Consider the following 25650-nt stretch of genomic DNA (forward strand, 5'->3'; position numbering starts at 1 on the left):
GGATGCGTTCGCTCCTTTTCGTACCGGGCGACAGCCCGAAGAAGCTCCAGAAGGGCCTGGAGAGCGGCGCCGATGCGCTGATCCTGGACCTGGAGGATTCCGTCGCACTCGACGGTAAGGCCCAGGCCCGCACCATCAGCCTGGATTTCCTCAAGGCGGCTCGCCAGCAGGCGAAGCGGCCCCTCCTGATCGTGCGCATCAATGCGCTCACGACCGGGCTCAGCGATGCCGACCTCGACATGATCATGCCGGGTGCCCCCGATGCGATCATGCTGCCGAAATCCGAGGGCGGCACCGATGTCTCGCATCTCGCCGCCAGGATCGCTGTTCGGGAGGCCGAATGCGAACTCCCGGACGGCGCGACGCGGATCATTCCGATCGCCACCGAGACCGGAAAGGGCATCTTCGGCCTCGGCAGCTATGCCGGCGCGACCCATCGKCTCGCGGCTCTGACCTGGGGAGCGGAAGACCTGTCCGCTGATCTCGGCGCCGAGACCAACCGGCTGAGCGACGGCTCCTATGCCGATCCCTACCGCCTTGCCCGATCGCTCACGCTCTTCGCCGCCGCATCCTCGCAGGTCGATGCGATCGACACCGTCTTCACAAACTTCCGTGATGCCGATGGCTTTCGCGCCGAATGCATCGCGGCTCGCCGGGACGGCTTCACCGGCAAGATGGCGATCCATCCCGCGCAGGTCCCGGTCATCAACGAGGTCTTCGCTCCAGCGCCCGAGGAGGTCGCCAAGGCCGAGGCCATCATCGCCCTGTTCGCGGCCAATCCAGGTGTGGGCGTGATCGGGCTCAACGGCGAGATGCTCGATCGCCCCCATCTTGTCAGGGCACAGCGCCTGAAGGGGCGGGCTGAGAAGCTGGGTCGATGAGCCTGGGAAACCGATTCTGAAGAATCGGTTTCCCAGGTTCGATCAGGGAACGCGGATCTGGCGGCAGTTGCGCTGTGTCGAGGACAGGCAATCCTGCGCCTTCCGCGCGCGATCGAGTCCGAAGAGCAGCCAGATTCCGGCGCCAAGCAGCAGAAGCGTGGCGATGATCGCAAGCAGATTGACGGTCATTCGCCAGTCGTCATCCTCGTCCGGCGGCCGCGGCACGGGCCCTGCTCAGCCGCCGGTCGGGCGGATGATCGAGAACAGGTGGTCGACCTCGGCATAGTCCGCATAGCCGCAGCGGGCGATCGGATGGGCCGCCGCCGTGTCGAAACGTCCGTCCCGGACATAGGCGTCATCCATGAAGATCCCGACGACCTGACCCAGCACCATCCAGCGCGGCACCGGCTTGTCGTCGAGATCCTTGAGCTGCTGGATGGAGAGCAGCTTGCACTCGAGCGCGGCCGGGCTGCCGGCGACACGCGGAGCCTTGACGAATCTTGACTCGGCCATTGCGAGCCCGGAATGCTCGTATTCGCTCGCCCCGCGCGGCAGCGGCGCCGATGTCAGGTTCATCTGCTGCGCCAGTGCCTTGGTGACCAGCGAGCAGGTGAACTCGCCCGTCTCCTCGATGAAGGAAACCGCGTCCTTCTTGTCCTCGGAGGAGAACATCACGATGTGCGGCCGCGACGAGACGGCGTTGAAAAAACTGTAGGGCGAGAGATTGATCTCGCCCTTGGCACTCAGCGCCGTGATCCAGCCGATCGGACGCGGCGTCACGATCGCCTTGAACGGGTCGTGCGGCAGGCCGTGGTCCTGGAGCGCGGTCGAGTAGATCATCGGCTCAGGCCCCGTAATTGCTGACGATGTCGGCGAGCACCGGCCGGTCCCGGTCGGCGGGGACGGTTTCGGGCGTGCCGATATGGATGAAGCCTGCCATGCGCTCATCATCAGCGAGGCCGAACGCAGAGAGCACGTCGCGGTCGAACGAAAACCAGTTGGTCAGCCAGGAAGCACCGAAACCCATCGCGTGAGCAGCCACGAGGATGTTCATGCAGACGGCCCCGGCGGAAAGCTCCTGCTCCCATTCCGGAATTTTGACATGAGGCCGCGCACGCGAGACCACGCCGATGATCAGCGGCGCATGGGTCAGGCGCTTCCGCTCGAACGCCACCTTCTCGTCGTCGGCATCAGGATTCCTGGCGCGAAACACCTTTGCGACCACATCGGCGGCCGTCTCGCGGGCAGCGCCCTCGAACAGAACGAAGCGCCACGGCGCAAGCTTGCCGTGATCGGGCACACGCGTGCCAATGGTCAACAGGTCGCGGAGTTGGTCGGCGCTGGGGCCGGGAGCAGACAGGAATTGCGGCGGCACCGAACGGCGCAGCTTGAGCAGGGCGAGCGTATCGGTCATGAGACTTCCGGGCGAGAGAAACGGCCGGCAGAGCCTATGGGGCCGCCAGCGCTATTGGCATCTGAACTAGTGGTTTGCCATGAAGAGGACAAGCAAGCCTGCTCAGACGCGGGCGCAAGGGCGTCAAGGACCATGAGCATGTTTGAATTGGATCGTTTCCAGAGACGGGCCCCGACCAGCGCGCCGTGCGCGCGAATGCTCGCGCGCCTGTCATCGGCTGCCCTCGCGCTGCTCCTCTCCCTAACGGCTGCGATCGCACAGATCGTTCCGCTGTCACCCTCGCCACCGAGTATCCCGGAGATCTCCCCCCCGCCGGCGCCGGGAAGCACCGCGACGGTCGGCTCGGCCAATCTCAGCGCCAGCGCGCAATTCGCTAATGACCGCAAGCCGATCCGCTCCGGCCTCGTCTGGCGCGTCCTCGTCGAGTCCGTCGACGGCTCGCCGCCACGCATCGTCGCCCGCTCGAATGATGCGGAACCGGTGTTCTCCCTCGAGCCTGGCTCCTATGTGCTGCACGCGGCCTATGGCTTCGCCAGCGGCACCAAGCGGGTGGTGCTCGGCCCGCAAGGAACGCGCGAACAGATTCCGATCAGCGCCGGCGGCCTCACCCTCGCAGGCTCGATCGGCGAGACACCGATCCAGGCGGCGCAGCTTTCATTCTCGATCTTCGTGCCGTTGCAGGGGAACTCGGAAGGTCGCCTCGTCGGCAATGCCAAGGCAGGCGAGCTGATCCGCTTGCCTGAAGGCACCTATCACGTGGTCTCGACTTACGGCGATTCCAACGCGATCCAGCGCGCGGATGTGACCGTGGAATCGGGGAAGGTCACCGACGCCACCCTGCACCACCGGGCCGCGCGGGTAACGCTGAAGCTCGTCGCGTCTCCCGGCGGCGAGGCCTTCGCCGGCACCGCCTTCAGCGTGCTTACACCCGGCGGCGACGTCATTCGCGAAGCCATCGGTGCCTTCCCGCAAGTGATCCTGGCCGAAGGCGACTACGTGCTGATTGCACGTCAGGAAGGCCAGATCTTCTCGAAGGACTTCAAGGTCGAGAGCGGACTCGATCGCGATATCGAGGTCATCGCCACGAAGTGAACCCGTCCTCCGCCGGGAGGACCGCAGCCGCAATGCTCAGTTGCTGGCGCTGGGAGCTTCCGCGAGGCCGAGCTTGGCCCCTGTCAGCTCGGCGGCAATCCCGTCCGCGATTCTGACGGCGAGGCAGCGATAGCCCGCATCGACCATATGGAGCCCGTCCATGCCAACGAGTTCCTCGGCCGTGAACTGCTTTGATCTCGCCCAGCTCTTCATGATGCCGTAGCGCGGGAACACCGCAGCACCCTGCTCCTCCGCGACCTTTGCCAGGACAGCCCGGTAGTCGTCATATTTCGGATAGCGCTCTTCGCGCGGCAGCCAAGGCAGATCGATCAGGACGGTGTCGACATCGGCATCGCGGAGCTTGCGAATTCCCTTCCGCAGGATTTTCGCCAGCTTCTCCTCGCCGATGTCGCGGACGGCGTCGTTGACCGCCGTCTGCCAGATCACCAGCGCCGGCTTCTCTTCCAGGACCTCAGTGTCTATCCGCTGCAGCATGTCATAGGCCGACTGGCCGCCAACACCCTTGTTGACGACCTTGACCTCGGCCTCGGGCAGCCGGCGCTTGAGCTCGGCCTCGAGAACCGCGGGGTAACTGTGGCTGATCTCGCTTGCCCCGGCTCCGGCGGTGGCCGACGAACCGAGCGCAACGATGGTGAGCTTGCCTGTGTCCCGAAGAACCCGCTTGGCGGCCGGCAGCATCGGTTGGAAGGGAAACTGGGCTGCTCCCGAACGGCAGCGCAGATCGGCCCGACCGGCAAGCGTCAGGGGCCCGGCCTGAACGGAACTGGTGACAAGTGCGGTCGTCAGGATTGCGGCGCAGAACTGTGCAGCCCGGAAGCCGGCTTCTCTGCGGAACCACGGAGCGCGTTGGACTGATACCACGACAGGAAATTTCCTAGCACTGTCAGTATCGTAATGCCACCGAGACAAACCAGCAACTGAATGCTCAAGGCGAAATAGGTTTCCGCCAGAATGATCTGTCCGATAATCGCGAGGACGATACCGGTGCAAAAGATCTCAAGGGAATGCCGGCCCAATACTGCAAGTCGCCGCCCAACCACTCCGCAAACCAGCGCCGACTGCGCCGGCACGAAACGCACGAAGAGCCAGGTGAGAGCCGCCAGATGCAGCAGGCGGGTCCAGGCCAGATTGGTCTTGTCACTGCCGATCTGCAGGTTCTCGATCCATTCGTTCAAGGCGGTAATGCCAAACGGATTTCCCGCTGAAACCTTGATGATCAGGGCGAGCCCGACAACAGCAAATGCGAGGGCATCGATGATGGCTGACCTCGGCATGACGACGCCCATCTGCACACCGCGGCCGACCACCACGCCGAGCGTGAAGACGAGCTGCCAGGCGAAGGGATTGAAGAACCAGCCCGGCGTACCCGTATTCGGCAGATTCACCTCGAAAGTGACCGCGACCTGCCAGATCAACACCGAACCCAGGAGCGCCAGCGCAGGATTGAAGCGCACGGCCCGATAGATCAGCGGAAAGGCGGCCAGCAGCACGATATAGAGCGGCAGGATGTCGAGATAATTCGGCTGGTAGGTCAGCGTCAGCGCATCCACCAGTGCCGAGAGCGTGTCGTTGAAGAAGGGCTGGATATTGATCGCCTCGATATAGAGCGGGTTCTGGGTGGTCGTTACAGCCCGCGCCACAACCCCGCAGACGATCACGAAAACTGCGATATGGGCGATGTAGAGCGTCCAGATACGGCCGCCGATACGGAGCGCTCCCATGCCGAGACCACGGCGCTCGATGACCGAGCCATAGGCGAGCGTGGCCGAGACGCCAGCCAGGAGAACAAAGATGTCGGCCGCATCCGAGAAGCCGAAATTATGCGGCATCACGGCAGCAACGACGTTTCCCGGCATGTGATTGATGAAGATGACCAGCAGGGCGAGCCCGCGGACGGCATCGATCCGCATGTCGCGTCCCACCGGTCTCGCAGCCAGCGCACCCGCGCCGCGAAGAAGGTAGTGCCCGAAGGACGGGAAATGCGACACCAGCAGCTTCTCCGGAACGCGAGGAACACGGCCATCGGTGTTTCAGGCCAACCACCCGGACCGCCAAGGCCGGGCCAAGCATGAACGGATTCTGCTGATTCCGTTCATCTCACGTTCATATAACGCTATCGATGCGGCCGCCATGGGGAAGCGGGATCACATCTATGTGTCTCCGGAATATGCGCGGAAGATGGCAGCCGTCGCGTGCCTGCTGGAAAGCCGGCGGATCGATCAATCACGACTCCGCGACCGAGCGGGGCTTCGCCGTGAACGCCTTGATTCTATTGATATTCGAACGCGGCCTCGCATTGCCCCAAGGCAATGCCGACGCGAGCCAGCCCTAGAAGGGTGGCTCGGCGTGGACCAGTCTGCCGTCGATCAGCAGCCGCTTGATCGCAGAACTGCCCGAGGGTGCGACGGCCGCAACGACTTCCAGCCTGCTGCGTTCCGTGCGCTCGATCGCGAGCCCGGTCCCTTGCGGCACGAAGTAGCTCTCGAGCCCATAGGCGACACGCATTCCGTTGCGGGTTCGTGAGCAATCAACGGTCCCGTTCTCCGCTCGCGGGCACATGCCAGTGGTGAGCACATGGCCCTCGATCACCACATCCGACCCGCTTGTCGGCGGCCTGATCTTGTAGGCTCCGACCGGCCGGGCGAAGCCATCGGTGCCAGGGGTGAGCTGCACATGGATGGGATCGCCGCGGCTGAAGTCGCGGTCCCCCTGGAGGCCGGCAAGATCGAGCGTGCTGATATCGTAATTCAAGATGACGTAATCACCTCGAAACAGGTCACGCGGATCGATTGGCGCCGTCCTCAACCTCACCTCGCTGCCGGAACGCAGGATGCGGGCTCGGCCTTCGACAAGCATCCCGATCGCGCCGCAGAGCACGATCATCGAGACGAGGGCCCGCAAGGTCGCCGGCACGCGGGCAACGATCCGGTCGGCGACGAGCGCGCCCATCACGCCACCTCCCCCACCGGCCGGGCAAGGCGCGCGAAGAGCCGTCGCGCACCACTGGCAAGCAGCAGCAGCACCGCGCCTGCGATCAGGAAGAACAGCGACTGGTCGAGCAGGCTGCCGATGGTCTGCCAAAGCATGATCAGGATGGCGACACCGAACAATGCCGCACCGGCAACGACCAGACGCCGGACTCCGCCGATCGCTCCGGCGGCAATCAACCCCACGGCGCTCGCAAGGACGAGGCTCGCCACCACGACCTTGCCGGACAGGCGCATCGCACCACCCATCCAGAAGATCGTCGGCACCAAAAGTGCAAACAGGAGAGCGATGCCCAGAGGAACAGCAAAACGCCGCTCGCGCGCCAACGCAACGAAGGCGCACACGCCAGGGACAACGACGGCATAGGCGAGATAGACCGGCCAGCTCGCGTGCCCGCCCCGCGACCAGCTGGAATCGAGGATGCGGATCAGCTCAACATTGAGCACCACCATCAGCCCGAGCAGCCCCCAGGGCAGGCAGGCGCTCAGAAGAGTCGGCCCGCCGCGATCCAGCGCCACCGCACCGAGCACGATATAGGAGGTCGAGAGCGCGAGCCCATAGGCCAGGAGCCAGTAGTCGAAGGAGCCACGCAGCCAGTCACCGGGCACGAGCGCCAGCCAGCACGCGAGCGAGAGGACGGCGACATGATGCACGAGCCGGGCCCGGCGCCCCAATGCCAACCACAGCGCCGGCAGATAGCCGAGCAGGAAATAGAACTGGAGCGAGCCGCCGCTATCCTGCCAGCGCCCCCAGCTCCAGCTTGCCAGAGCGATGAACGCAACGATCAGAGCACCGTCCGAGCGCTGCAGAAACGCGACGGCCAATGCGCCGAGCGCGATCAGGAGCGCCCCCCCCGGCCAATCCGTCGGCAAATGATACATCTGGCCGACCAGAGCGACACCGGCGGCAAAACAGAGGACACCGCAGGTCGAGGCGGCATCAGCACCAAGCTTGGAACCTCGGATCTCGAGGCTGGCTGAAATCCCGAGAGCGACCACGATACTGGCCAGGATCATTGCCAGCTTCGTCAGCCGCGGAATCTCCTCCCAGTTCGCCGCGACGAAGGCTGCAACGCTTGCCGCGATGAGCAACCCGCCCAGCATTCCGAGCAGCCCCGGAAGCCGAAAGCCCCCGTCGCGCCGCAGCGAGCCACGAATTGCGGTCGCACTGTCGGAGCTGACAAGCCCCTCAGCGACCCAGCGACTCAAATCGGCTTCGAGCCGCTTGCGATAAGATCCCGTCAGCATCCCCGGCACTCTGGCATGCGGAGCCCGGATTTGGCGAGCCCCGCATGAACGAGCGTCTTCAGGATGCTGCCATCTCGGCCCTGCGGCGAACCAGATCCGGAGGCATCGCCTCGGTCGTGAAGGCCACGAGTGCCTCGTCCAGGCTCATCACCGTCTGCTGCTGGCTGCCGAGACGGCGCACGGTCACCGTGCGCTCCTCGGCCTCGCGCTTGCCGACGGCCAGAATCACCGGGACCTTGGCAAGCGAGTGCTCCCGCACCTTGTAGCTGATCTTCTCGTTGCGAAGATCGGCACGTGCCCTGAGACCCTGGTTCATACAGGCAATCGTGACCTGCTCGGCATAGGCATCCGCCTCGGAGGTGATCGGACAGACCAGGATCTGTTCCGGCGCGAGCCAGAGCGGAAAATGGCCGGCATGATGTTCGATCAGGATGCCGGTGAAGCGCTCCAGCGAACCGCAGATCGCGCGGTGCACCATGCTCGGCGTCTTCTTCTCGCCATCGGAGCCGATATAGAAGGCGCCGAAGCGCTCCGGCAGGTTGAAGTCGACCTGTGTCGTGCCGCACTGCCAGTCGCGCCCGATCGCATCGCGAAGGACATACTCGAACTTGGGGCCGTAGAAGGCGCCCTCACCCGGGTTGATCTCCGTCTTGATCCGGTTGCCGGATTGCCGGGCGATCAGATCCAGCACCTTCGTCATCACGTCTTCGGCGTGGTCCCACATCGCATCGGTACCGACGCGCTTCTCCGGACGGGTCGAAAGCTTGATGACGAGATCGTCGGTAAAGCCGAAATCGGCATAGACCGAGAGGATCAGGTCATTGATCTTCAGACACTCCGCCGCCAGGTCGTTTTCAGCGCAGAAGATGTGCGCGTCGTCCTGCGTGAAGCCGCGCACACGCATCAGCCCATGCAGCGCGCCAGAGGGCTCATAGCGATGGACCGCGCCGAACTCGGCGAGCCGGATCGGCAGGTCGCGATAGCTCTTGAGCCCATGCTTGAAGATCTGGACATGGCCGGGGCAGTTCATCGGCTTCAGCGCGAACATGCGCTGGTCCTTCTCCGGATCATTCGGATGCTCGAGCGCGCCGGCCGATTTCACCGCGAACATGTTGTCCTGATACCAGCCCCAGTGGCCTGAGGTTTCCCAGAGCGACTTGTCGAGGATCTGCGGCGCATTGACCTCCTCGTAATCGGCGGCGAGCCGCCGGCGCATATAGGCGATGATCTCCTGGAACAGGCGCCAGCCCTTCGAGTGCCAGAAGACGACGCCCGGCCCTTCCTCCTGGAAATGGAACAGGTCCATTTCCCGGCCGAGCTTGCGGTGGTCGCGCTTCTCCGCCTCCTCGATCTGCTTGAGATGCGCGTCGAGCTCCTCCTGCTTGGCGAAGGCGGTGCCGTAGATCCGCGTCAGCATCGGATTGTTGCTGTCACCGCGCCAATAGGCGCCAGCCACCTTCATCAGTTTGAAGGCGTTGCCGACCTTGCCGACCGAGGTCATGTGCGGCCCGCGGCAGAGGTCGATCCAGTCACCCTGAGCGTACATCTTCAGGGTCTGGTCTTCCGGGATCGCATCGACGAGCTCGACCTTGAAGGCCTCACCCTTGTCGCGGAAGAATTGCTTGGCCCTGTCGCGGCTCCACTCTTCCTTGGTGAAGGCTTTGTCGCGCGCGATGATCTCGCGCATCTTCTTCTCGATCGGCGCGAAATCCTCTGGAGAGAACGGCTCGTTCCGGAAAAAATCGTAGAAGAAGCCGTTCTCGATCACCGGGCCGATGGTGACCTGCGTGCCGGGATAGAGTTCCTGCACGGCTTCGGCGAGCACGTGGGCGCAATCATGGCGGATCAACTCGAGCGCGCGCGGATCCTCGCGGTTGAGGAACTCGATCTTCGCATCGCGGTCGATTGCATCGCCGAGATCGACGACGGTGCCGTCGAGCGCCATGGCGACGGTGCGCTTCAGCAGAGAGGGGGAAATGCCGCCGGCAATCTCCTTTCCGGTGATGCCGGAAGGAAACTCGCGCGTGGCGCCATCAGGAAAGGTCAGGGAGATCGTCATCGATCGCGCTCCTGCTCACTCGGGGAAACGAACCCCGTAAGCCAAGGCCGGATACTGTTCGGGGAAACGCGTGAAGACCCGCATCCGGTTCAAGGGCTTCACGCTTTGCGAAGCGCCGAGTGGGATCGAGCCGATTTCGCCCGCCTCGCCTATACCAGCCGGCAGCCGCAGGCAATCGATGTAGCAGGATCACTCGTCGAGCGGAGGCGGGGCATTCACGCCGCGCCAGCGACCATAGGACCAGGGCTGGTACCAGGCGGAGTTCGGCGGCAATTCCTCGCAGACGAGATCGATGCCGCTGGTGCCGAGCGGCGTACAGCGGCAGATCCGCGCGGCACCGATCCAGCCACCGCGCCAGAGCCCGAAGCGCTGGATCGCCTCATCCGTGTAACTCGAGCAGCTCGGCCAATGCCGGCATTGGCGTCCAATCAGCATCGAGATGCTCAGCTGGTAACCGCGGATCAACCAATGCGCGCCAGAACGTGGTGCACGCGCAAAAAGACGTGACAACACGCGCACCGATGTCATTTCATCATTCTTCGTCATTACCTGTTTCATTTTGAGATTCGCTCATGCTTTGCTCCGCTCCGCGATCGGCCTCCCGTTTCCGCACCGGCGCGACCTCCATTCTGGTTCCCGCTGCCTTGCTTTTGTCGCTGACATCAGCGCCTGCCCAGCAGCGGAACAGCCTCCTCTGGCTTGAGCCCGGCAAGATCGATGTCGCCAAGATCATCGGCCTGCCCCCGGCAATGAACTCGCCCGAGCACAGGAAGGAGTTCGAAGAGGTTCTTCAGATCACGCTGAATCGGACGCCGGAGCGCGAGAAAGCCGCGATCGCGGATCAATATCAGACGCTCAATCGCTTTCTCGAAGGCATGGGAATCGACGCCCACCTCTCCGAGCACCGCGAGGTTCGCCTGCTTTTTCGCGAAGCGAATATCGAACTCGGCATCGTGCTCCTCAGCGTGCGCCGCCTGACGTCGCGGACGCGGCCCTTTGCGATGTGGAACAAGGTCAGGGTCAAGCCCTGCCCCGGCGGCAGGCCGGAAGGGACCTCCTTCCCCGCCGGCCATGCCGCGACTGCCGCACTCTATGCCGCACTGCTCAGCGATGCTGCCCCGGAGCTGAAGGACAAGTTCGCGGAGCGCGTCACAAGCTATGGCGAGAGCCGGCTGGTTTGCGGCTTCCATTATGCCAGCGACCTCGTGGCGGGCGAGAAGGTCGGCCGACACGTTGCCGATGCGCTTCTGGCGGACCGAGCCTTCAGGCAGCGCTTCGACGAAACACGTCCCGAAATCCGAAAGTCGCTGGGGCTCACCTGAGCGCCGCAACCTTGGCTGCCGGCGCCGCGGTCTCGCGCGCCGCCTCGATCTGACCGATCGCGTCGACCACGGCATCGAAGGTCAGCATGGTCGAGGCATGGCGTGCCTTATAGTCGCGCACCGGCACCAGAACGGCGAGATCGCTCCACTTGCCGGCGGGCGGCTCGGCATTCTCCTTCAGGATCGCACGCGCCTGCTCGCGAACCGCGCGAAGTTCGCCGGCCGTGGACCCGATGACCTGGCGCGCCATGATCGAGGAGGACGCCTGCCCAAGCGCGCAGGCTTTGACGTCATGCCCGAAGCCGGTGACGACATCGCCGTCCATCGTCAGATCGACGGTGACGGTGGAGCCGCACAGCCTGGAATGCGCGGTCGCAGTCGCGTCCGGCGTCGGCAATCGCTCGAGCAGCGGGATGTTTCCTGCCAGTTCCAGGATGCGTTTGTTGTAGACGTCGCTCAGCATGACTTGGTCCTCGCCGGCTCTGGAATGACCGGCGCGCGGTTCCAATATAGGGTGGAACGCCTGCGTGCGGGAGATGGGTGGCGCCCGATGATGCCGCAGGAGCAGAACTTGTCGCAATTCTTACGAGGCGACGCGATGTCACGGCGACCCGCCGAATCTGCATCGCTAGGCCTTGGGACACGAACCGTAACGGGAGGCACCACATGATCCCTGTGGTTAAGTCCTTGTCCGTCGAGAGGGCTCTCAGCCCCTCCGCTGACAAGTTTCCAGACAGGCGTCCGACCCAGGAGCAGGCCGAGGAGGCTGTGCGTACCCTCCTTCTGTGGGCGGGCGACGACCCCTCCCGCGAAGGCCTGCTTGAAACGCCGCAGCGCGTCGCCAAGGCCTACAAGGAATTCTACAGGGGCTACTCCGAAAATCCCGACGAGATCCTCGACCGGGTCTTCGAGGAGGTCGACAACTATCAGGACATGGTCCTCGTCCGCGACATCCCGTTCCATTCGCATTGCGAGCACCACATGGTGCCTTTCGTCGGCAAGGCGCATATCGGCTACTACCCCGCGAAGGGCGTTGTCGGCCTGTCGAAGCTGGCGCGCATCGTCGATGTCTACGCTCGGCGCCTCCAGACCCAGGAGGCCATGACGGCGCAGATTGCCCGGATCATCGACAAGGCGCTCGAACCGCGCGGCGTCGCCGTTCTGGTGGAGGCCGAGCACATGTGCATGTCGATGCGGGGCGTGCTGAAGCAAGGTTCATCGACGCTGACCACGCAATATACCGGCGTGTTCAAGGACCCTGCCGAACAGGTCCGCTTCTTCACCATGGTCAAGTCACCTGGCCTGTAAGATTGGCGCGACGCGGCATTGGCGATAACCACCGCCACCATGATAAGGGGCGCCTCGCGAGATGCGCCCTGTCCTGCTGCGGAGCCGCCAATGTTCAGCTTCCCCGTTTTGTCCGACAAGCATGCGCTCGAGGAAGGCACGACGCTGGCGCCGCGCTTCGACACCAGCGGCCTCGTCACCTGCGTGACGACCGACGCCGAGACGGGCGAACTCCTGATGGTCGCCCATATGAACGCCGAAGCCCTTCAACGCAGCATCGCGACGGGGGAAGCCTGGTACTGGTCGCGCTCGCGCAAGGAGCTCTGGCACAAGGGCGCCACCTCCGGACAGGTCCAGACCATCCTCGAGATGCGCGTCGACTGCGACCAGGATGCCATTTGGCTGAAGGTGAAGGTCGCGGGCGATGGCGGGTGCTGCCACACGGGCCGGCACTCGTGCTTTTACCGGGTGAAGCCGCTGCGCGATGCCGCAGTCGAACCTCTCACCTTGCTCGCCACGTGATGCAGGGCCGCGTTGGCAATCCTTTCACCAATCTAACATTTTTCTGTCAAATCCGCTTGTTAGGCGCAACCGTCGCGCGTGTGATTCAGGTTCTCCTCACTTTCTCGCGAGACGATGATCCACCCGCGGAGGGTCGGGATCATGTTATGGGATGGTATTGCTCGACGGGCCTTTGGAATGGGCGGCGGCGTGGCCTCTATGAATGACCTTAGTATCGAACCGCTGCTGCGGCGCAGCAGCAGACCAAGGATCGGCCTTGCTCTCGGTGGTGGAGCTGCGCGCGGCTGGGCCCATATCGGCGTAATCGAGGTCCTGACGGAAGCGGGCTTCGCGCCCGATGTCATTGCCGGAACATCGATCGGCGCCGTGGTCGGCGGCTGCTTTTCCGCGGGAAAGCTGCCGGCGCTGACCGAATTCGCGATGGGCCTGACCAAGCGCCGTGTCGTCGGACTGATGGACTTCCACATCGGTGGCGCGGGCCTCATCTCCGGGGGTCGCCTGAAGCGCCTGCTTGAACGCGACCTTGTCGGCATCCGCATCGAGGCCCTGCCGCAGCGCTTCGTCGCAGTGGCGACAGAACTCGGCACGGGCCACGAAATCTGGCTGACCCATGGCCCACTCGTCGAGGCCCTGCGTGCCTCCTACGCGCTGCCCGGCGTCTTCGATCCGGTGAAGCTCGGCGGGCGCTGGTTGATGGACGGCGCCCTGGTCAACCCTGTGCCAGTCACCGCCGCACGCGCGCTTGGCGCCGATGTCGTGATCTGCGTCAACCTCAACAGCGACCTCTCGGGACGCGGCACCACCATCCAGAACCACAGCTCGGATCCGGACCCCGAACCCCTGCCCGAGCTCGACATTCGCCCGACTTCGCGCTGGCTGGACGGCATCAGCGGTGCGGCACGGCGCATGCGCGGCTTCCTGGGCCGCGCCAGCAACGATCAGCCCGGGCTCGCCGGCGTGATGGTCGATGCCTTCAACATCACCCAGGATCGCATCTCGCGCTCGCGGCTGGCCGGCGATCCGCCCGACGTCATGATCGGGCCCAAGCTCGCCAAGGTCGGCCTGTTCGATTTCCATCGGGCCGAAGAGGCCATGGAACTCGGCCGCGTCGCCGCACGGCGCGCGCTCGACGAGATCGCGGCCATGGTCGCGAGCAATCACATCGCGGCCGACTGATCCGGGCTGCTCGCTCTGCAGGGCAGACCGGCCTCAGGCCATCGCGATGTAATCCCGCATGGCCCGGCTCTCGGCCTCGATCTCGGCGACACGGTGCTTCACGACGTCCCCGATCGAGACGATCCCCGTGACCCGCCCGTTCTCAAGCACCGGAACATGGCGGAAGCGGCCCACCGTCATCAGCTCCATCAACTCATCAACGCTGGTCTCATGGCGGCAGGTAACGACCTTGGCCGTCATGATCCGCGAGACCGGGCTCTCCAATGCGGCCGTCCCAGTTTCGGCAAGAGCGCGGATGATGTCTCTTTCGGACAGGATTCCGAGCAAGCTGCCGTCGGCGCCAGCGACCACGACTGCGCCGATACGCTTCTCGCCAAGCGTGCGGATTGCCTCGGCGAGCGTACGATGCGGCTGCACCGAGATGACATCGTGCCCCTTGTTACCGAGAATCTGCGCGACGTTCATGAACGCGTTCCTCCTGTTTGGCGCACCATCGCCCTGGCGCGCGAAATCAACGGGAGCGTTGCCCGGCCGATGACGGGTCAAGTCGCCAAAGAGGCCGTCGCAAGCCCTTCGCAGAACCGGGAGTGTGGGCGAAGACCGGGGCGACGGCAAGGCGAATGGCGCGAAGCCGCGGGCAGATTGGCGGCTTCGGGCCCCCTCAGCGCCGTACCGCGCCGCGATCGAGCGGCGGGAACAGCAGCAGTCCGACGAGAAAGCCGCCGATATGCGCCTCCCAGGCAATGCTGGTGTCCTCGCCCAGGATCGGAACCAGCCCGGCGCCGAACAGGAAATTCGTGGCGAACCAGATCACGATGAAGATCAGGGCGCGTGGATTGCGCCAGAGATGCCCGAAAGGTTCCGCAGGAATCGAGCGCACCACGGCGTCATCCGCCAACCCACCAAAGCGCAAGCCAGGTGCGAAGACGAAGCGGATCGCGGCGGCAGTCGCCCCTGAAACGGCCGCCGAGGCGCCAACCAAAGGCAGCACATCGAGATCGCGTGACCACCAGTGCAGCAGAGCGCCGCCGATCGTCGAAAGCGCCATCAGATTGAGAAAGCGCCCGGTTCCGAGGCGACGCGCCACCGGACTGCCGAAGGCCGCAAGCCAGACGACATTTGATAGCAGATGCACCCAGGAGCCGTGCAGCAGACCATAGGTGAGCAAGGTCCAGAGGCGTGGGCCGCCATCGGCAATCAGCAACCGCACAAGCTGCAACCGGTCCGCCAGATCCTGCCCGGCCATCCTTTGCGTCAACTCGGCGAGCATGTCCTGCGCACGGCTGGGGTCGAGCCAGAGGCTCAGCCGTGCCGGCACGAAAGCGAGCCAGGACATCAGGACGAAGTCGTCATATTCCGACAGCACGGAGCGCCCGGCCTGGATCAGCGCGAGTGCGGCGATCAGCCAGACGACGGCGGATGGCAGGTTCAGGATCGGTTCGCGCTCTGGCGGGGCCGACGGGCCGGCAGGAATCTGGGACATGCTACGCAACCCTTGCCGAAGCTGCACCTGCGACGCAAGCCGGCCGATGCTTCCTTTTGCGCGGGCCGAATGAAAAAGGGGAGAGCCACCGGCCCTCCCCCTTCTCGGCTGTGGCCCTGCCGCTGCGCGAAGCATCGGCAGCACGGTCACGCCCCCCATTCACCCCGAATGACCCCAGGGCCCACCTCGCGGCCGGCCCTTGAATTGGCTTGCATTTGATAAGCATTTTAACGGGTTATCCACAATGCTAAGATTTCGTTAACCCTAACGAGCCTGCGCCCGTCGCCCTGTCCGCCCCCCATGGCAAGACGGCATGCCCACTGCGTCTCGCGATTCGGCAGGGACCGAAACGTCCCGCGCTCTGACGAATATGTGTCCTTACGACACGTATTCGGACTTGCGGCGTACGCAGACAGGACAGGATGTCAGAATGAAAAACATGAGCACCCGCCTTGTGTTCGATTACTGGGACGTGCTGCGCGGCGAGCGTTCCGCGCCGGAACGGGGCGAGATCGAGCCAGGTGCGCTGCGTCATGCCCTCGCCGACACGTTCGTTCTCGAGAATGAGCCGATCGGGCCCGTCTTTCGGCTGGCCGGCACGCGGCTCTGTGCGCTCTTCGGCAGCGAACTGCGCGGACGCGCCTTTGCCGCACTCTGGCCGGACGTGGAAGCCCAGGGCGAAATGCGCCGCCTCGTGCAAACCGTGATGGATGAATCCGCCGGCGCCGTCGCTGGCCTCTCGGCCGAGACCATGAACGGCTCTCCGGTCTATCTCGAACTGCTGTTGCTGCCGCTGCGCTATCGCGGTCGGACCCATGCACGCGTTCTCGGGGCGCTCTCGCCCGCCCTGACGCCGGAATGGCTTGGGCTCGACACCTTGGCCTCCATGCGCATGATCTCGCTCCGGATGCTGTGGCCGTCGGCCCATAGCCAGCGTGCGCCTGAACCCGTTGCACGCGTCATGCCGCCAAAATTCCTGGTCCTTCCGGGCGGCAGAAACTGAAGATCTAACGTATCGTTAACCCTCCCGCCGCTAGGGTCGGCCCAAATCAGGCTGATCCGATGCTTAGTGCGCAGCACACCTCCCGTCCGGCCATCCGCCCTGTCGAGCGCAGGCGGCATCAGCGTATGAAGGTCGTGCTGCTCGGACGCTACATGCTTCCGAACCGCATGGAATACCCTTGCCAGACGGTCGACATCTCCCCGGGCGGCCTGCATCTCGTCGCCCCCGCCAAGGCCCATCCCGGCGAGCGGGTCATCGTCTATCTCGAACATCTCGGCCGTATTGAGGGCATTGCCGTCCGCACCACGCTGGAAGGCTTCGCGATGACCATCACCGCGACCAGCCGCAAGCGCGAGAAATTCACCGCCCAGCTGACATGGCTGGCCAATCGCGATGAACTGGGACTGCCGGAGGATCGGCGTCACGAGCGCATCATTCCGCGCAATCCCCGCTCGATGCTGACGCTCGATGACGGTTCGGAGCACGTCGTGCGGGTGATCGACATCTCGTTGTCGGGCGTCGCCTTTTCAACCGAGCAGCAACTACCGATCAACACGCCGGTCAAGATCGGCGGCACGGCAGCCAAGGTCGTCCGCCGGTTCGATGGCGGCTACGCGGCGGAGTTCCGCTTCCCACTCTCTGCCGATGTGCTCGACGAGAATCTCGAGCTCTGATCCGGGCGGCCCATCGCCCCCTCTCTCTTTCAAGACATCGTCTCATGCATGACGCCCGGGCGTCAGCGTGGTCTGGCTGTTTCGGGACCTAGGCCGGGGTGTCAGCCCGTCGATGTCTCAACGTGCGGCGTCGGGGCGACGCGCTGAAATCCAAGCGCCATGCCGGAGCGCCCCCCACATGGGCTCGTCTACGGATTCCGGCCGTACGCCTCGCCTGAGCGGAGTGTGACATGAGGGACAGCTCGCTGCCCTCAGTCGGGGGCGCGCCTCGTCGCGTTTCCCCACAGCGTTAATGAAACCTGCCCACAACATTCAGACCTGCCACAGTTAACGAATCGAGAACGCAGCGCTCACATTTCTTACTTCGGCATTTGGCGTTGATTTATACTGTCAGATGATCCGAATACGTAGCGCCTGATTACATAAAATTGCTTGTTTCCATTTCAAGCGACGTCCATCTGCCTCACGCATCGTCTGCCCCAGGGACAGGAAAGGGGACGACATGCTTTCTATTCATCGGGGTACAGTTCTGGCTGCGCTGATCGCAGTTGCTGGAATTTCATCGGTTCAGGCCCAACAGGTTGCGGCTCTACCGGCCGCCGCCATGCCGATTGCAGCTTCGGGCGATGCCCGGGCGCCTTATGCCTGGACGGATTTCTGCAAGCGCAATCCGGTCGAATGCGCGGTCAATACTCAGGAGCCCGAGCGTGTCGAGATGACGCCAAAGCTCTGGAAGACGATTATTGCTCTCAACAACAAGACAAATCGGGAGATCGAAGCGATCACGGACCAGGACCACTGGGGCGTCGTCGATCGCTGGGACATCCCGACCGACGGCAAGGGCGACTGCGAGGATTACGCCCTGCTCAAGCGCAAGCGTCTTGCCGAAGCCGGTGTGCCCCGTCGCGCCATGTTGATGACCGTCGTGATCGACGAGGAAAATGCCGGCCACGCCGTGCTGATGATCCGTACGGATCGCGGTGATTATGTGCTCGACAACAAGCGCAACGCGATCCTGCCGTGGAGCCAGACCGGCTACGTCTACGTCAAGCGCGAGTCGCAGTATCAGACGGGTTGGACCTCGCTCGGCGGACTCTCGACGCCGACTGTCGCTTCGGCTCGCTGAAGACGAACAAGATTGGCCGCAGCACCAGGCTGCCGCGGCCACATGGACGGCGAGGCTCGGTCACGTCCCCACCCCACCCCGTCCCCAGGCCGGGTTTCGCCATAGGGCCGACGCTTCCCCCCGAGGCGTCGGCCCGTCTCGTTTCCGGCCCTGGCCGGTGCGGTTGGATGATCGGACCAGATATCGTACCCGGACCGAGGATCTGAACTTCTGCGTGTGCGCCGGCCTTCCTGAAAACCGCAATCCGCCCTTCGGGCCGCTGCTTCAGCCGATCTGCTTGAGCCCGACGGCAAACTGCTTCCAGCGCGCGACATAGGCACGGGCCGAGCCTGCAATGCCGGCAATCGCCGCCTCGTCGAGCGTGCGGATGGCGCGGGCGGGAGACCCGACGATCAGCGAGTTCTCCGGAAACTCCTTGCCCTCGGTCACGAGAGCATTGGCGCCGACCAGGCTGTTGCGGCCGATTTTCGCGCCGTTCAGTACCGTCGCGCCCATCCCGATCAGGCTGTTCTCTCCGATGATGCAGCCATGCAGGATCGCCCGGTGGCCGATGGTGCAGCCGGCTCCGACGCGCAGCGGCGAGCCCATATCGGTGTGCAGGACGCAGCCCTCCTGGATATTGCTGCCTTCGCCGATTTCGATCCATTCATTGTCGCCACGCAGCACTGCGCCGAACCAGATTCCGACGCCGGCTGCGAGCTTCACCCTGCCGATCACATGCGCATCGGGCGCAAGCCACCACTGGCCTGCGGCGGGGCATTCGGGGGCAGTCCCGTCGAGCGAATAGAGCGGCATGGGCGGATCATCCTTCTGCAAACCTGCCGCGAGGATTGCAGGTCGGCCGGCCGCCCCGTCAAGCGCCGCCGACGTAATGCAGCAGGTCGAGCACCACGCGCCCCGAGGCGACGCTCCAGAGAGACGCCGCCATGCTCGCCAGCATGACGAAGGCAAAGGGCCGGCCATCGCTGCGGCGGCCCCTCACGGTATTGCGAAGGATGAGAAACGGCGCGCTGAAGACGACGACCGGCACGCTCGCGACCGCGGCCAACCCTCCCGTCTGCAGCAGTTGAAAATCAGCACGCTTCTCGGTGAACAGCTCGAAGGCGCTCGCCATCAGCCCGGCAAAGGCAAAGCCGATGAACAGGGACTGGAGTGCCTCGACGGCAGCGGGTTCGATACGCAACGTCACGGCTCCGGGCGAGAACGCACCTGCACTGTGCCGCATGGTTTACGAAGTGTGAAGAAATCTCGTTAGCGATGGTTAACCCTTGCGCCGCGCGGCAATCCTCGCGCAATCCGCATGGTTTACGGAGCATTAAGGCGCGTCTGATTCAGTCACTGGCACCTGTTATCGAGGTGCTTGGATCTTGACCGCATACGCGCACCATTCGCCCCAACGCGCCGCCGGCCTCACGACCGTGGTCCGCGCACGCCTGAATCGGCCGCCGCCGCCCCTGCCTCGCGCTGACGGCGCGCTCTGGAAGGCGGCCGGCGCGATCCTGCTGGTTGCCGCCGCAGCAACCGGATACGCTCTCTACGGCCATCGCCTGGCGGCAGCTCCTGTGACCCAGCACCAGCCGGCGCGCGTCGGCCAGGTCTCGCTTCTGGTTCCCCAGGATCTGGCCGGCTCCGAACAGGAAGACAGCGAGCGGGTGGTCGGCATGACCCGGCTGCGTCTCGACTGGCCGAGTTTCGGTCCCGTGACCGCCCAAAGCCGACGCAAGCTACTGGTCACGTTGAGCCCGCCCGACAAGGTCAACGAGCCGGCGACACAGCTCTCGGTCTATGCCCGCTTCCTGACTCCGACGGTCTGGTCCAATCCGGGCGGGCTTGTCGTACGCGGGTTCCGCAAGGGCTCACCCTATGAGGGCGACGAGCTCTACGTTTCGGTCCCGGATGGGCGAGGCTTTGCAGCGCGCTGCCCGGTGAACACCGGCCCCGCCCCTCTCGACGAACTCTGCCGCGTCACCTTCCGGCATCGCGGACTTGACGTGAACATCCGCTTCCCGCGCGCCGTCATCGCCGACTGGGAGCTGATGGTCGGCGGCGTCAGGCGCACCATCGATGGGATGATGCGCTGAGCCGCTGATGGCCCTCAGCCTTCGAGATCGACGTCGAGGATCGCCATGGTGAAGTTGAACGAGCGGTCGCCATCCTCGTCGTCGACATGGATGATGCCGATGAACTCTTCACCCAGATAAACCTCGGCGGAATCGGTCTTCTTCATGCGCGCCCGCACGCTGATGCCATGATTGGCGAAGGTGCGCCGAAGATAGGCTTCGAGCTTGGCGAGTTCTGTCTTGTCCACTGGTTGGTCCTTTCAGAGTGGCGGGACGGATGCCATGGCCGGGCTGCGAGGGCAAGCGAAACGCTGTCACGCCCGCGTTCAACCTGAGATCCGGGCCTCGCGCTGCGTCACGCTCGCATGGCAGCGCTTGCTCCTGCATATCTGCCGCCCTCGCGGTGATCGTGCCATGTTCCATCCCCCACATCGCCAATGATGGATTGCCCGATGACGCCCTGGCTGCCCGCTGCCCTGAATTATGTCTCGAGCTGGCTCGAATTCCAGCGCCGCCATCACGATCAGCCGGGCTGCGCCGTGGCCATCGCGAGCGGCCAGAAGATCGTCCTGGAGGCTGCCTTCGGCAGCGCCGACATCGAGACCGGAGAAGCGTTGACGCCGCGCCACGGCTTTCGCATCGCCTCGCATTCCAAGACGTTCACGGCAGCCGGGATCCTGCGACTGGTCGAGGCGGGCCGCATCAGGCTCGATGACAAGGTCGGCAGCTTTGTCACCGGCCTGCATCCTGACGTCGCCGCCGTGACCCTGGCGCAACTGCTCTCGAACAGCGCCGGCCTGACCCGAGATGGCGCCGACAACGGCCAGTTCTTCGACCGCAGGCCCTATCTCAGCAAGGACGAGCTGCTCGCCGATCTCTCGGTTGCGCAGCCCTTTCCGCCCTCGCAGCGCTTCAAATACTCGAACCATGGCTTCGGCCTTCTCGGCCTCGTCATCGAAGCCGTGACGGGCCAGGCCTATCGTGACTGGATTGCCGCCGAGGTCGTCGCACCTGCGCAACTCAGCGAAACCCGCCCTGATATCGGGCTCTGGGCAGACCGCCCCATGGCCAAGGGTCATAGCCCCAGAATGCCTCTTGGGCGCAGGGTGGTCATTCCCGGAGACAACCCCGGACACGCCATGACCTCCGCCGCCGGCTTCGTGGCTACTGCCGCAGACGTCGCGCGTTACTTCGCGCAGCTTTCACCGCAGGCAGAGCGCAGCATCCTGTCTGCGCTCAGTCGCCGCGAGATGAGCCGCCGTCTCTGGCCCGACGACGAAGCCAGTCTTGGCCGCCATTACGGCCTTGGCACGATTTCCGGCGGACATGGCGACTGGAAATGGTTCGGCCATTCCGGTGGTTTCCAGGGCTTCATCACCCGTACCGTCGTCCTGCCGAAGCAGGACCTGACGATCTCGGTCCTGACCAATGCCATTGACGGGTTGGCCCATCAATGGCTCGACGGCATCCTCCACATCGTCCGGACATTTTCCGATGAAGGTGGCCCCTCACCCGAGACCGAAGGCTGGGTTGGGCGCTGGTGGAGCATCTGGGCCTGCGGCGATCTCGTCCCCGTCGGCAACAAGGTGCTCTGCGCCAGCCCGGCCCTCTTCACGCCCTTTCTCGACGCGGGAGAGATCGCGGTCGAGGCTCCTGACCAGGGTCGCCTGAGCAAGGCGTCGGGCTTCAACAGCCCGGGTGAGACAGCACGCCTGGTCCGCGACAGCACCGGCGCAATCGAGTCGATCTGGCTCGGCGGCGCGCATCTCGTCTCCGAGGCTGCGCTGCGCGCCGAGATGCTTGATCGCTATGCGAAGCGCAGCGGCTAGCTCATCGCCCCGGGTCTCGTATCCGGTCCGATGAGCTGATCCTCCGTGTTTGCATCGGTCCGAAACCGCGTTCGACGCTTCGGGCCGGCGCATGAGGTTTCGGCGCCGGTACGCACCTGCCCGCCGGCCGCCACTCGTCAGCGCATGAAGTGCAGCTTCGTGAAGCGGCTGCGCAAGGCCGTGACATCCCGTGCAACGGCCTCGGCGGGCCGAGCTCCGCTCAGACCTTCAGCGATATAGCCGGCGAGCTCCGGCATGTCGGCAGCTGTCATGCCGAAGCGCACGATCTCGGGCGTCCCGAGCCGCAGGCCGTTGACATCGCCTGCGACGGGCGCGATCGGCAGGCCGATCCCGCAACTCAGGATGTTGACCTCGCGCAGCCGTTTCGCGGCCGCCTGCCCGCCGCCGTAGGGGGCCGCCTCGATGGCGAACTGATGCGATGTCGTGATGCCGCGATCGCGCGCGAAGACCGGGACCTGCCGTTCGACAAGGGCATCGGCCAGCGCCTTCGCGGTCTGCGCCATCATCTGCGCATAGGCGCGGCCATGCGCCTTCCAGTCGAGCAGCGTAATGGCGAGAGATGCCGATTTTGCCGCGTCGAAATTGGCGGTCAGACCGGGATAGGCGATGGCATCGAGCTTCCTGGCAAGGTCGGCGTCATTGGTGACGATCAGGCCCGAAGGCGGACCGCCCAGGCTCTTGTAGGTGCTCATCGTCATCAGATGCGCTCCCTCCTGCAGTGGTTGCTGCCAAGCATGGCCGGCGATCATGCCGGACATATGGGCGGCATCGAACAGCACGATCGCTCCGACCTCGTCCGCGATGGCGCGGATCTCGCGGATCGGATGCGCGAACAGGTTGAGGCTGCCGCCGATGCTGATCAGCTTCGGGCGGAGACGCAATGCGTCCTCACGCAGCCTGCCGAGATCGACCGTGTAGTTCAGCGCGTCGACCGGCGCGGGATGGGTGATGACGCCGTAAAGCCCGGCCGCGCCAGCGCCATGATGAGTGACATGCCCGCCGATATCGCCCGGTGGAGCGATGATGCAGTCCCCCGCCTTCGCCACCGCCATGAAGGCATAGAGATTGGCGATGGCACCCGACGGCACCCGGATTTCTGCGTAGCGGGCACCAAAGACCTGTGCCGCGAGCTCCGCGGCAATGATCTCGATCTTCTCGATCGCCTCGAGCCCCATCTCATATTTGTCGCCGGGGTAACCGAGCGAAGGCCGCGCGCCCAGGCCGGCCGAGAGCGCCGCCTCCGCTTTCGGGTTCATGATATTGGTTGCGGGGTTGAGATTGACGCAATCGCGCTCGTGGATCGCGCGGTTCTCCGTCGTCAACGCCTGGATCGACCGCTCGGTCGCATCGAGATCCTGCAGGGCGACGGTCTCGGCGACCGTGAGCACGTAGTCCTCGCTTGCCGCTGGCACCCAGTCGCGCCTGCCCAACGCCGCCATGTCCGTTTCTCCATCCGGTCGAACCGCAACGCGCGGTACGCCGTGATTGGAGCCGTTTGCCGCAGGTGGCGCAAACGAGTTATCGTCGCCGCAAGACAGAGAAAATCTAAGGCTCCGACAGGTCGCCATGCCCGTGACGCCACCACGCCCCCGTCTGCCCCCACTCAACGCGCTACGTGCCTTCGAGGCCGCCGCGCGCTGCGAAAGTTTTGCCAAGGCAGCAGAGGAACTCGGAGTGACGGCTGGCGCGGTGACGCAGCAGATCCGACAGCTGGAGGCAGCGCTCGGGGTCCAGCTGTTCCGGCGGTTGCCACAAGGTGTCGCCTTGACGCCGGCTGCCCGTGCGGCGCTGCCGCGCCTCAGCCGCGGCTTTGATCTGCTGGCATCGTCGATGCTGGAACTGGGCGGAGGGCATGAGAGCCGCACGCTCACCATCGCCGCCCTGCCCTGCATCGCCCAGCTATGGCTCTCACCGCGTCTTGCCGGGCTTCAGCAAGCGTTCCCCGGATTGCAGGTCTCGGTCTCGGCCATGGAGCAACCACCGAACACAAGGCACGAGCTTTGCGACATCGCAATCTTCTATCTTGGGGATGGCAAGGCCGCTCCATCGGCGCTCGTGCTCGACCCTGATGCGATCACACCGGTCTGCTCTCCCGCCGTCGCATCCCGGCTCCAGACCGTTGCCGGCCTCGCTGATGAGACCCTGCTGCACGACGCGGTCTGGCGCGGCGACTGGGCGCGCTGGCTGGCCTCCATCGACGCCGGTGAGAGCGTCGATCCGGCGCGTGGCCCGTCATTCTCGCTCTACAGCGTCGCGCTCGATGCTGCGCTGTCGGGTGCTGGCGTGCTGATGGGCCGGCTCAGCCTGCTCCAGCCCTATCTTGCCGATGGTCGGCTGGTCGCGCCGCTTCGACCTGCGTTGACGACACCGGACCGGATGACCCTGCTGTTGCCGGCACAAGGTCACCCCCGCCGCCAGGAGGTCGCGGATTGGCTGCAGGCGTCAGGGCGGATTGGTGCTCAGATGTGAGCGCCGCAGTCGCCGGCGAGAATCTGATCCATGGAGCGCGACGGCTCGGCGCAGCCCGCTTCCCCGACTACCTTTGCGGGTACGCCGGCAACGGTGGTGTTGCGCGGCACCGCAGTCAGCACGACTGAACCGGCTGCGACACGGGCGCATTTGCCGACTTCGATATTGCCGAGGATCTTGGCGCCGGCGCCGATCAGGACCCCCTTGCGGATCTTCGGATGGCGGTCGCCGCTCTCCTTGCCGGTGCCGCCCAGCGTCACGTCCTGCAGCATCGAGACGTCATCCTCGATCACAGTCGTTTCGCCGACCACGAGGCCCGTTGCATGGTCGAGGAAAATGCCCTTGCCGATGCGCGCCGCGGGATTGATGTCGGTCTGGAATACTTCGGAGGAACGGCTCTGCAGATAAAGCGCGAAATCGCGACGCCCCTGGTTGAGCAGCCAATGCGCCAGCCGGTGGCCCTGCAGGGCGTGGAAGCCCTTGAAGAACAGCACGGGCTCGATCAGCCGCTTGCAGGCCGGGTCACGGTCGAGCACCGCAAGAACATCGGCGCGCATGCCCTGGGCGATCTCGGGGTCGGCAGCGATGGCCTCGGCAAAGGCCTGCTCGATCAGATCCGCCCCGAGAGCGGGATGCGCGAGCCGCGCCGCCACGCGATGGCCGACCACCGCCTCGAAACTCGGCTGGTTGAGAATCGACGACAGAATCAGGCTGCCCAGCGCTGGCTCGATGCCGAGCGCCTGTTCGGCCTCGCGCCGCAGCCGAGTCCAAACCGGATCGACCCTGTCGAGCCCGGTGACCGGGTGGCGCGATTCTACGACGGAGCGCCCTGACGGCATGATCGTTCTCCGGAATACGGTGTGTTTCAGAACCGCACTCTAGCACGGCGCCATGCTGCAATGCCAAACAAGAACGCTGCCTTGCCCTACCTGGACCGCAGGGAAACCGGCATCAAACCTGGGATATCCGCCCCAAA

The 25650-nt window shown here is 64.6% G+C and carries 29 protein-coding genes; 12 read left to right on the top strand and 17 right to left on the bottom strand.

The genetic code is table 11. The features are described 5' to 3' along the window. Positions 1-2 precede the first annotated feature (2 nt). Positions 3-881 carry an HpcH/HpaI aldolase/citrate lyase family protein gene (locus tag AC1DGP_RS15475; protein WP_441506152.1) on the top strand — a complete coding sequence of 293 codons (879 nt, stop codon included), beginning with the start codon at positions 3-5 and terminating at the stop codon, positions 879-881. A 42-nt stretch (positions 882-923) separates the two neighbouring features. On the opposite strand, the gene AC1DGP_RS15480 is transcribed toward AC1DGP_RS15475, so the two are convergent. The 3 genes from AC1DGP_RS15480 to AC1DGP_RS15490 are packed head-to-tail and all read right to left on the bottom strand — an operon-like array spanning position 924 to position 2295. Next, entirely contained in the window at positions 924-1070 is a 147-nt protein-coding gene (locus AC1DGP_RS15480; RefSeq protein ID WP_441491387.1) for a hypothetical protein, read from the bottom strand. 45 nt (positions 1071-1115) lie between these two features. Further along, the gene (locus tag AC1DGP_RS15485; protein WP_441506153.1) at positions 1116-1721 is read right to left on the bottom strand and encodes a flavin reductase family protein; all 606 of its coding nucleotides are present in this window, start codon (positions 1719-1721) and stop codon (positions 1116-1118) included. 4 nt (positions 1722-1725) lie between these two features. Next, complete coding sequence (locus tag AC1DGP_RS15490; protein WP_441506154.1) at positions 1726-2295, bottom strand: nitroreductase family protein; 570 nt, start codon at positions 2293-2295, stop codon at positions 1726-1728. Between the two features lie 195 nt (positions 2296-2490). On the opposite strand from AC1DGP_RS15490, the gene AC1DGP_RS15495 reads away from it, so the two are divergent. Beyond that, positions 2491-3387 carry a hypothetical protein gene (locus AC1DGP_RS15495; protein ID WP_476832270.1) on the top strand — a complete coding sequence of 299 codons (897 nt, stop codon included), beginning with the start codon at positions 2491-2493 and terminating at the stop codon, positions 3385-3387. A 36-nt stretch (positions 3388-3423) separates the two neighbouring features. Here AC1DGP_RS15495 and AC1DGP_RS15500 read toward each other — a convergent pair whose 3' ends face one another. From AC1DGP_RS15500 to yidD, 6 genes are all read right to left on the bottom strand, one after another. Beyond that, positions 3424-4269, bottom strand: coding sequence for an SGNH/GDSL hydrolase family protein (locus tag AC1DGP_RS15500; protein ID WP_441506155.1), 846 nt, complete (start codon positions 4267-4269; stop codon positions 3424-3426). Beyond that, entirely contained in the window at positions 4191-5396 is a 1206-nt protein-coding gene (locus tag AC1DGP_RS15505; RefSeq protein WP_441491392.1) for an OpgC family protein, read from the bottom strand. The genes AC1DGP_RS15500 and AC1DGP_RS15505 overlap by 79 nt, the downstream gene beginning before the upstream one ends. Positions 5397-5736: 340 nt before the next feature. Next, positions 5737-6357 (bottom strand): GDYXXLXY domain-containing protein, encoded by a 621-nt coding sequence (locus tag AC1DGP_RS15510; RefSeq protein WP_476832271.1) that lies wholly within the window; start codon positions 6355-6357, stop codon positions 5737-5739. Beyond that, positions 6357-7643 carry a DUF2157 domain-containing protein gene (locus tag AC1DGP_RS15515; RefSeq protein ID WP_476832272.1) on the bottom strand — a complete coding sequence of 429 codons (1287 nt, stop codon included), beginning with the start codon at positions 7641-7643 and terminating at the stop codon, positions 6357-6359. The genes AC1DGP_RS15510 and AC1DGP_RS15515 overlap by 1 nt, the downstream gene beginning before the upstream one ends. Positions 7644-7701: 58 nt before the next feature. After that, positions 7702-9702: a threonine--tRNA ligase gene (thrS, locus tag AC1DGP_RS15520; protein ID WP_441506158.1), complete on the bottom strand. Its 2001-nt coding sequence runs from the start codon at positions 9700-9702 to the stop codon at positions 7702-7704. A 189-nt stretch (positions 9703-9891) separates the two neighbouring features. Further along, a complete protein-coding gene (yidD, locus tag AC1DGP_RS15525) occupies positions 9892-10230 on the bottom strand; it encodes a membrane protein insertion efficiency factor YidD (protein ID WP_476768603.1) in 339 nt (112 codons plus the stop codon). 44 nt (positions 10231-10274) lie between these two features. On the opposite strand from yidD, the gene AC1DGP_RS15530 reads away from it, so the two are divergent. After that, positions 10275-11024, top strand: coding sequence for a phosphatase PAP2 family protein (locus tag AC1DGP_RS15530; protein WP_476832273.1), 750 nt, complete (start codon positions 10275-10277; stop codon positions 11022-11024). On the opposite strand, the gene AC1DGP_RS15535 is transcribed toward AC1DGP_RS15530, so the two are convergent. Next, on the bottom strand, positions 11017-11487 hold the full coding sequence (locus AC1DGP_RS15535; RefSeq protein WP_476832274.1) for an iron-sulfur cluster assembly scaffold protein: 471 nt from the start codon (positions 11485-11487) through the stop codon (positions 11017-11019). The genes AC1DGP_RS15530 and AC1DGP_RS15535 overlap by 8 nt on opposite strands. A gap of 203 nt (positions 11488-11690) precedes the next feature. Between AC1DGP_RS15535 and folE the strand changes: the two genes are divergently transcribed. The 3 genes from folE (at position 11691) to AC1DGP_RS15550 (ending at position 14009) form a co-directional block, all read left to right on the top strand. After that, a complete protein-coding gene (gene folE / locus AC1DGP_RS15540; RefSeq protein WP_441491398.1) occupies positions 11691-12332 on the top strand; it encodes a GTP cyclohydrolase I FolE in 642 nt (213 codons plus the stop codon). Positions 12333-12422: 90 nt separating this feature from the next. Continuing rightward, positions 12423-12833, top strand: coding sequence for a phosphoribosyl-AMP cyclohydrolase (gene hisI, locus AC1DGP_RS15545; protein WP_476832275.1), 411 nt, complete (start codon positions 12423-12425; stop codon positions 12831-12833). 141 nt (positions 12834-12974) lie between these two features. Next, on the top strand, positions 12975-14009 hold the full coding sequence (locus AC1DGP_RS15550) for a patatin-like phospholipase family protein (protein WP_476832276.1): 1035 nt from the start codon (positions 12975-12977) through the stop codon (positions 14007-14009). A 33-nt stretch (positions 14010-14042) separates the two neighbouring features. Here AC1DGP_RS15550 and AC1DGP_RS15555 read toward each other — a convergent pair whose 3' ends face one another. After that, positions 14043-14474 carry a CBS domain-containing protein gene (locus tag AC1DGP_RS15555; protein ID WP_441491401.1) on the bottom strand — a complete coding sequence of 144 codons (432 nt, stop codon included), beginning with the start codon at positions 14472-14474 and terminating at the stop codon, positions 14043-14045. A 196-nt stretch (positions 14475-14670) separates the two neighbouring features. Next, the gene (locus AC1DGP_RS15560) at positions 14671-15492 is read right to left on the bottom strand and encodes a rhomboid family intramembrane serine protease (RefSeq protein WP_476832277.1); all 822 of its coding nucleotides are present in this window, start codon (positions 15490-15492) and stop codon (positions 14671-14673) included. Between the two features lie 439 nt (positions 15493-15931). Between AC1DGP_RS15560 and AC1DGP_RS15565 the strand changes: the two genes are divergently transcribed. The 3 genes from AC1DGP_RS15565 to AC1DGP_RS15575 all read left to right on the top strand — a co-directional run bounded on the left by AC1DGP_RS15565 (position 15932) and on the right by AC1DGP_RS15575 (position 18295). Next, on the top strand, positions 15932-16495 hold the full coding sequence (locus AC1DGP_RS15565) for a PAS domain-containing protein (protein WP_441491403.1): 564 nt from the start codon (positions 15932-15934) through the stop codon (positions 16493-16495). A gap of 59 nt (positions 16496-16554) precedes the next feature. Then, the gene (locus AC1DGP_RS15570; RefSeq protein ID WP_441491404.1) at positions 16555-17169 is read left to right on the top strand and encodes a PilZ domain-containing protein; all 615 of its coding nucleotides are present in this window, start codon (positions 16555-16557) and stop codon (positions 17167-17169) included. A gap of 502 nt (positions 17170-17671) precedes the next feature. Continuing rightward, positions 17672-18295, top strand: coding sequence for a transglutaminase-like cysteine peptidase (locus AC1DGP_RS15575; RefSeq protein WP_069880063.1), 624 nt, complete (start codon positions 17672-17674; stop codon positions 18293-18295). Positions 18296-18559: 264 nt separating this feature from the next. Here AC1DGP_RS15575 and AC1DGP_RS15580 read toward each other — a convergent pair whose 3' ends face one another. Both AC1DGP_RS15580 and AC1DGP_RS15585 read right to left on the bottom strand, forming a co-directional pair. Beyond that, positions 18560-19090 (bottom strand): gamma carbonic anhydrase family protein, encoded by a 531-nt coding sequence (locus AC1DGP_RS15580; RefSeq protein ID WP_441491405.1) that lies wholly within the window; start codon positions 19088-19090, stop codon positions 18560-18562. A gap of 58 nt (positions 19091-19148) precedes the next feature. Continuing rightward, positions 19149-19478 (bottom strand): DUF6949 family protein, encoded by a 330-nt coding sequence (locus tag AC1DGP_RS15585; RefSeq protein ID WP_069882633.1) that lies wholly within the window; start codon positions 19476-19478, stop codon positions 19149-19151. Positions 19479-19662: 184 nt separating this feature from the next. Between AC1DGP_RS15585 and AC1DGP_RS15590 the strand changes: the two genes are divergently transcribed. Continuing rightward, positions 19663-20376 (top strand): hypothetical protein, encoded by a 714-nt coding sequence (locus AC1DGP_RS15590; RefSeq protein WP_441491406.1) that lies wholly within the window; start codon positions 19663-19665, stop codon positions 20374-20376. Positions 20377-20390: 14 nt separating this feature from the next. On the opposite strand, the gene AC1DGP_RS15595 is transcribed toward AC1DGP_RS15590, so the two are convergent. Next, positions 20391-20603 (bottom strand): DUF3126 family protein, encoded by a 213-nt coding sequence (locus tag AC1DGP_RS15595; protein ID WP_441491407.1) that lies wholly within the window; start codon positions 20601-20603, stop codon positions 20391-20393. A gap of 204 nt (positions 20604-20807) precedes the next feature. On the opposite strand from AC1DGP_RS15595, the gene AC1DGP_RS15600 reads away from it, so the two are divergent. Then, positions 20808-22184: a serine hydrolase domain-containing protein gene (locus AC1DGP_RS15600; protein ID WP_476832278.1), complete on the top strand. Its 1377-nt coding sequence runs from the start codon at positions 20808-20810 to the stop codon at positions 22182-22184. Positions 22185-22321: 137 nt separating this feature from the next. Here AC1DGP_RS15600 and AC1DGP_RS15605 read toward each other — a convergent pair whose 3' ends face one another. Continuing rightward, a complete protein-coding gene (locus AC1DGP_RS15605; RefSeq protein ID WP_441491409.1) occupies positions 22322-23644 on the bottom strand; it encodes a serine hydroxymethyltransferase in 1323 nt (440 codons plus the stop codon). Positions 23645-23771: 127 nt separating this feature from the next. On the opposite strand from AC1DGP_RS15605, the gene AC1DGP_RS15610 reads away from it, so the two are divergent. Further along, on the top strand, positions 23772-24674 hold the full coding sequence (locus AC1DGP_RS15610) for a LysR family transcriptional regulator (protein ID WP_476832279.1): 903 nt from the start codon (positions 23772-23774) through the stop codon (positions 24672-24674). Here the strand turns inward: AC1DGP_RS15610 and cysE are convergent. Further along, the gene (gene cysE, locus AC1DGP_RS15615; RefSeq protein ID WP_441491411.1) at positions 24665-25513 is read right to left on the bottom strand and encodes a serine O-acetyltransferase; all 849 of its coding nucleotides are present in this window, start codon (positions 25511-25513) and stop codon (positions 24665-24667) included. The genes AC1DGP_RS15610 and cysE overlap by 10 nt on opposite strands. Positions 25514-25650: the final 137 nt, after the last annotated feature.

The sequence above is a fragment of the Allobosea sp. 05T433 genome (genome assembly GCF_056396065.1).

Excerpts from the sequence above, each read along its gene's own strand:
- AC1DGP_RS15480 (WP_441491387.1), bottom strand. The coding sequence starts at position 1,070 with ATGACCGTCAATCTGCTTGCGATCATCGCCACGCTTCTGCTGCTTGGC.
- AC1DGP_RS15485 (WP_441506153.1), bottom strand. The coding sequence starts at position 1,721 with ATGATCTACTCGACCGCGCTCCAGGACCACGGCCTGCCGCACGACCCG.
- AC1DGP_RS15490 (WP_441506154.1), bottom strand. The coding sequence starts at position 2,295 with ATGACCGATACGCTCGCCCTGCTCAAGCTGCGCCGTTCGGTGCCGCCG.
- AC1DGP_RS15495 (WP_476832270.1), top strand. The coding sequence starts at position 2,491 with ATGCTCGCGCGCCTGTCATCGGCTGCCCTCGCGCTGCTCCTCTCCCTA.
- AC1DGP_RS15510 (WP_476832271.1), bottom strand. The coding sequence starts at position 6,357 with ATGGGCGCGCTCGTCGCCGACCGGATCGTTGCCCGCGTGCCGGCGACC.
- AC1DGP_RS15515 (WP_476832272.1), bottom strand. The coding sequence starts at position 7,643 with ATGCTGACGGGATCTTATCGCAAGCGGCTCGAAGCCGATTTGAGTCGC.
- thrS (WP_441506158.1), bottom strand. The coding sequence starts at position 9,702 with ATGACGATCTCCCTGACCTTTCCTGATGGCGCCACGCGCGAGTTTCCT.
- yidD (WP_476768603.1), bottom strand. The coding sequence starts at position 10,230 with ATGACATCGGTGCGCGTGTTGTCACGTCTTTTTGCGCGTGCACCACGT.
- AC1DGP_RS15530 (WP_476832273.1), top strand. The coding sequence starts at position 10,275 with ATGCTTTGCTCCGCTCCGCGATCGGCCTCCCGTTTCCGCACCGGCGCG.
- AC1DGP_RS15535 (WP_476832274.1), bottom strand. The coding sequence starts at position 11,487 with ATGCTGAGCGACGTCTACAACAAACGCATCCTGGAACTGGCAGGAAAC.
- folE (WP_441491398.1), top strand. The coding sequence starts at position 11,691 with ATGATCCCTGTGGTTAAGTCCTTGTCCGTCGAGAGGGCTCTCAGCCCC.
- hisI (WP_476832275.1), top strand. The coding sequence starts at position 12,423 with ATGTTCAGCTTCCCCGTTTTGTCCGACAAGCATGCGCTCGAGGAAGGC.
- AC1DGP_RS15550 (WP_476832276.1), top strand. The coding sequence starts at position 12,975 with ATGTTATGGGATGGTATTGCTCGACGGGCCTTTGGAATGGGCGGCGGC.
- AC1DGP_RS15555 (WP_441491401.1), bottom strand. The coding sequence starts at position 14,474 with ATGAACGTCGCGCAGATTCTCGGTAACAAGGGGCACGATGTCATCTCG.
- AC1DGP_RS15560 (WP_476832277.1), bottom strand. The coding sequence starts at position 15,492 with ATGTCCCAGATTCCTGCCGGCCCGTCGGCCCCGCCAGAGCGCGAACCG.
- AC1DGP_RS15565 (WP_441491403.1), top strand. The coding sequence starts at position 15,932 with ATGAGCACCCGCCTTGTGTTCGATTACTGGGACGTGCTGCGCGGCGAG.
- AC1DGP_RS15570 (WP_441491404.1), top strand. The coding sequence starts at position 16,555 with ATGCTTAGTGCGCAGCACACCTCCCGTCCGGCCATCCGCCCTGTCGAG.
- AC1DGP_RS15575 (WP_069880063.1), top strand. The coding sequence starts at position 17,672 with ATGCTTTCTATTCATCGGGGTACAGTTCTGGCTGCGCTGATCGCAGTT.
- AC1DGP_RS15580 (WP_441491405.1), bottom strand. The coding sequence starts at position 19,090 with ATGCCGCTCTATTCGCTCGACGGGACTGCCCCCGAATGCCCCGCCGCA.
- AC1DGP_RS15600 (WP_476832278.1), top strand. The coding sequence starts at position 20,808 with ATGACGCCCTGGCTGCCCGCTGCCCTGAATTATGTCTCGAGCTGGCTC.
- AC1DGP_RS15605 (WP_441491409.1), bottom strand. The coding sequence starts at position 23,644 with ATGGCGGCGTTGGGCAGGCGCGACTGGGTGCCAGCGGCAAGCGAGGAC.
- AC1DGP_RS15610 (WP_476832279.1), top strand. The coding sequence starts at position 23,772 with ATGCCCGTGACGCCACCACGCCCCCGTCTGCCCCCACTCAACGCGCTA.
- cysE (WP_441491411.1), bottom strand. The coding sequence starts at position 25,513 with ATGCCGTCAGGGCGCTCCGTCGTAGAATCGCGCCACCCGGTCACCGGG.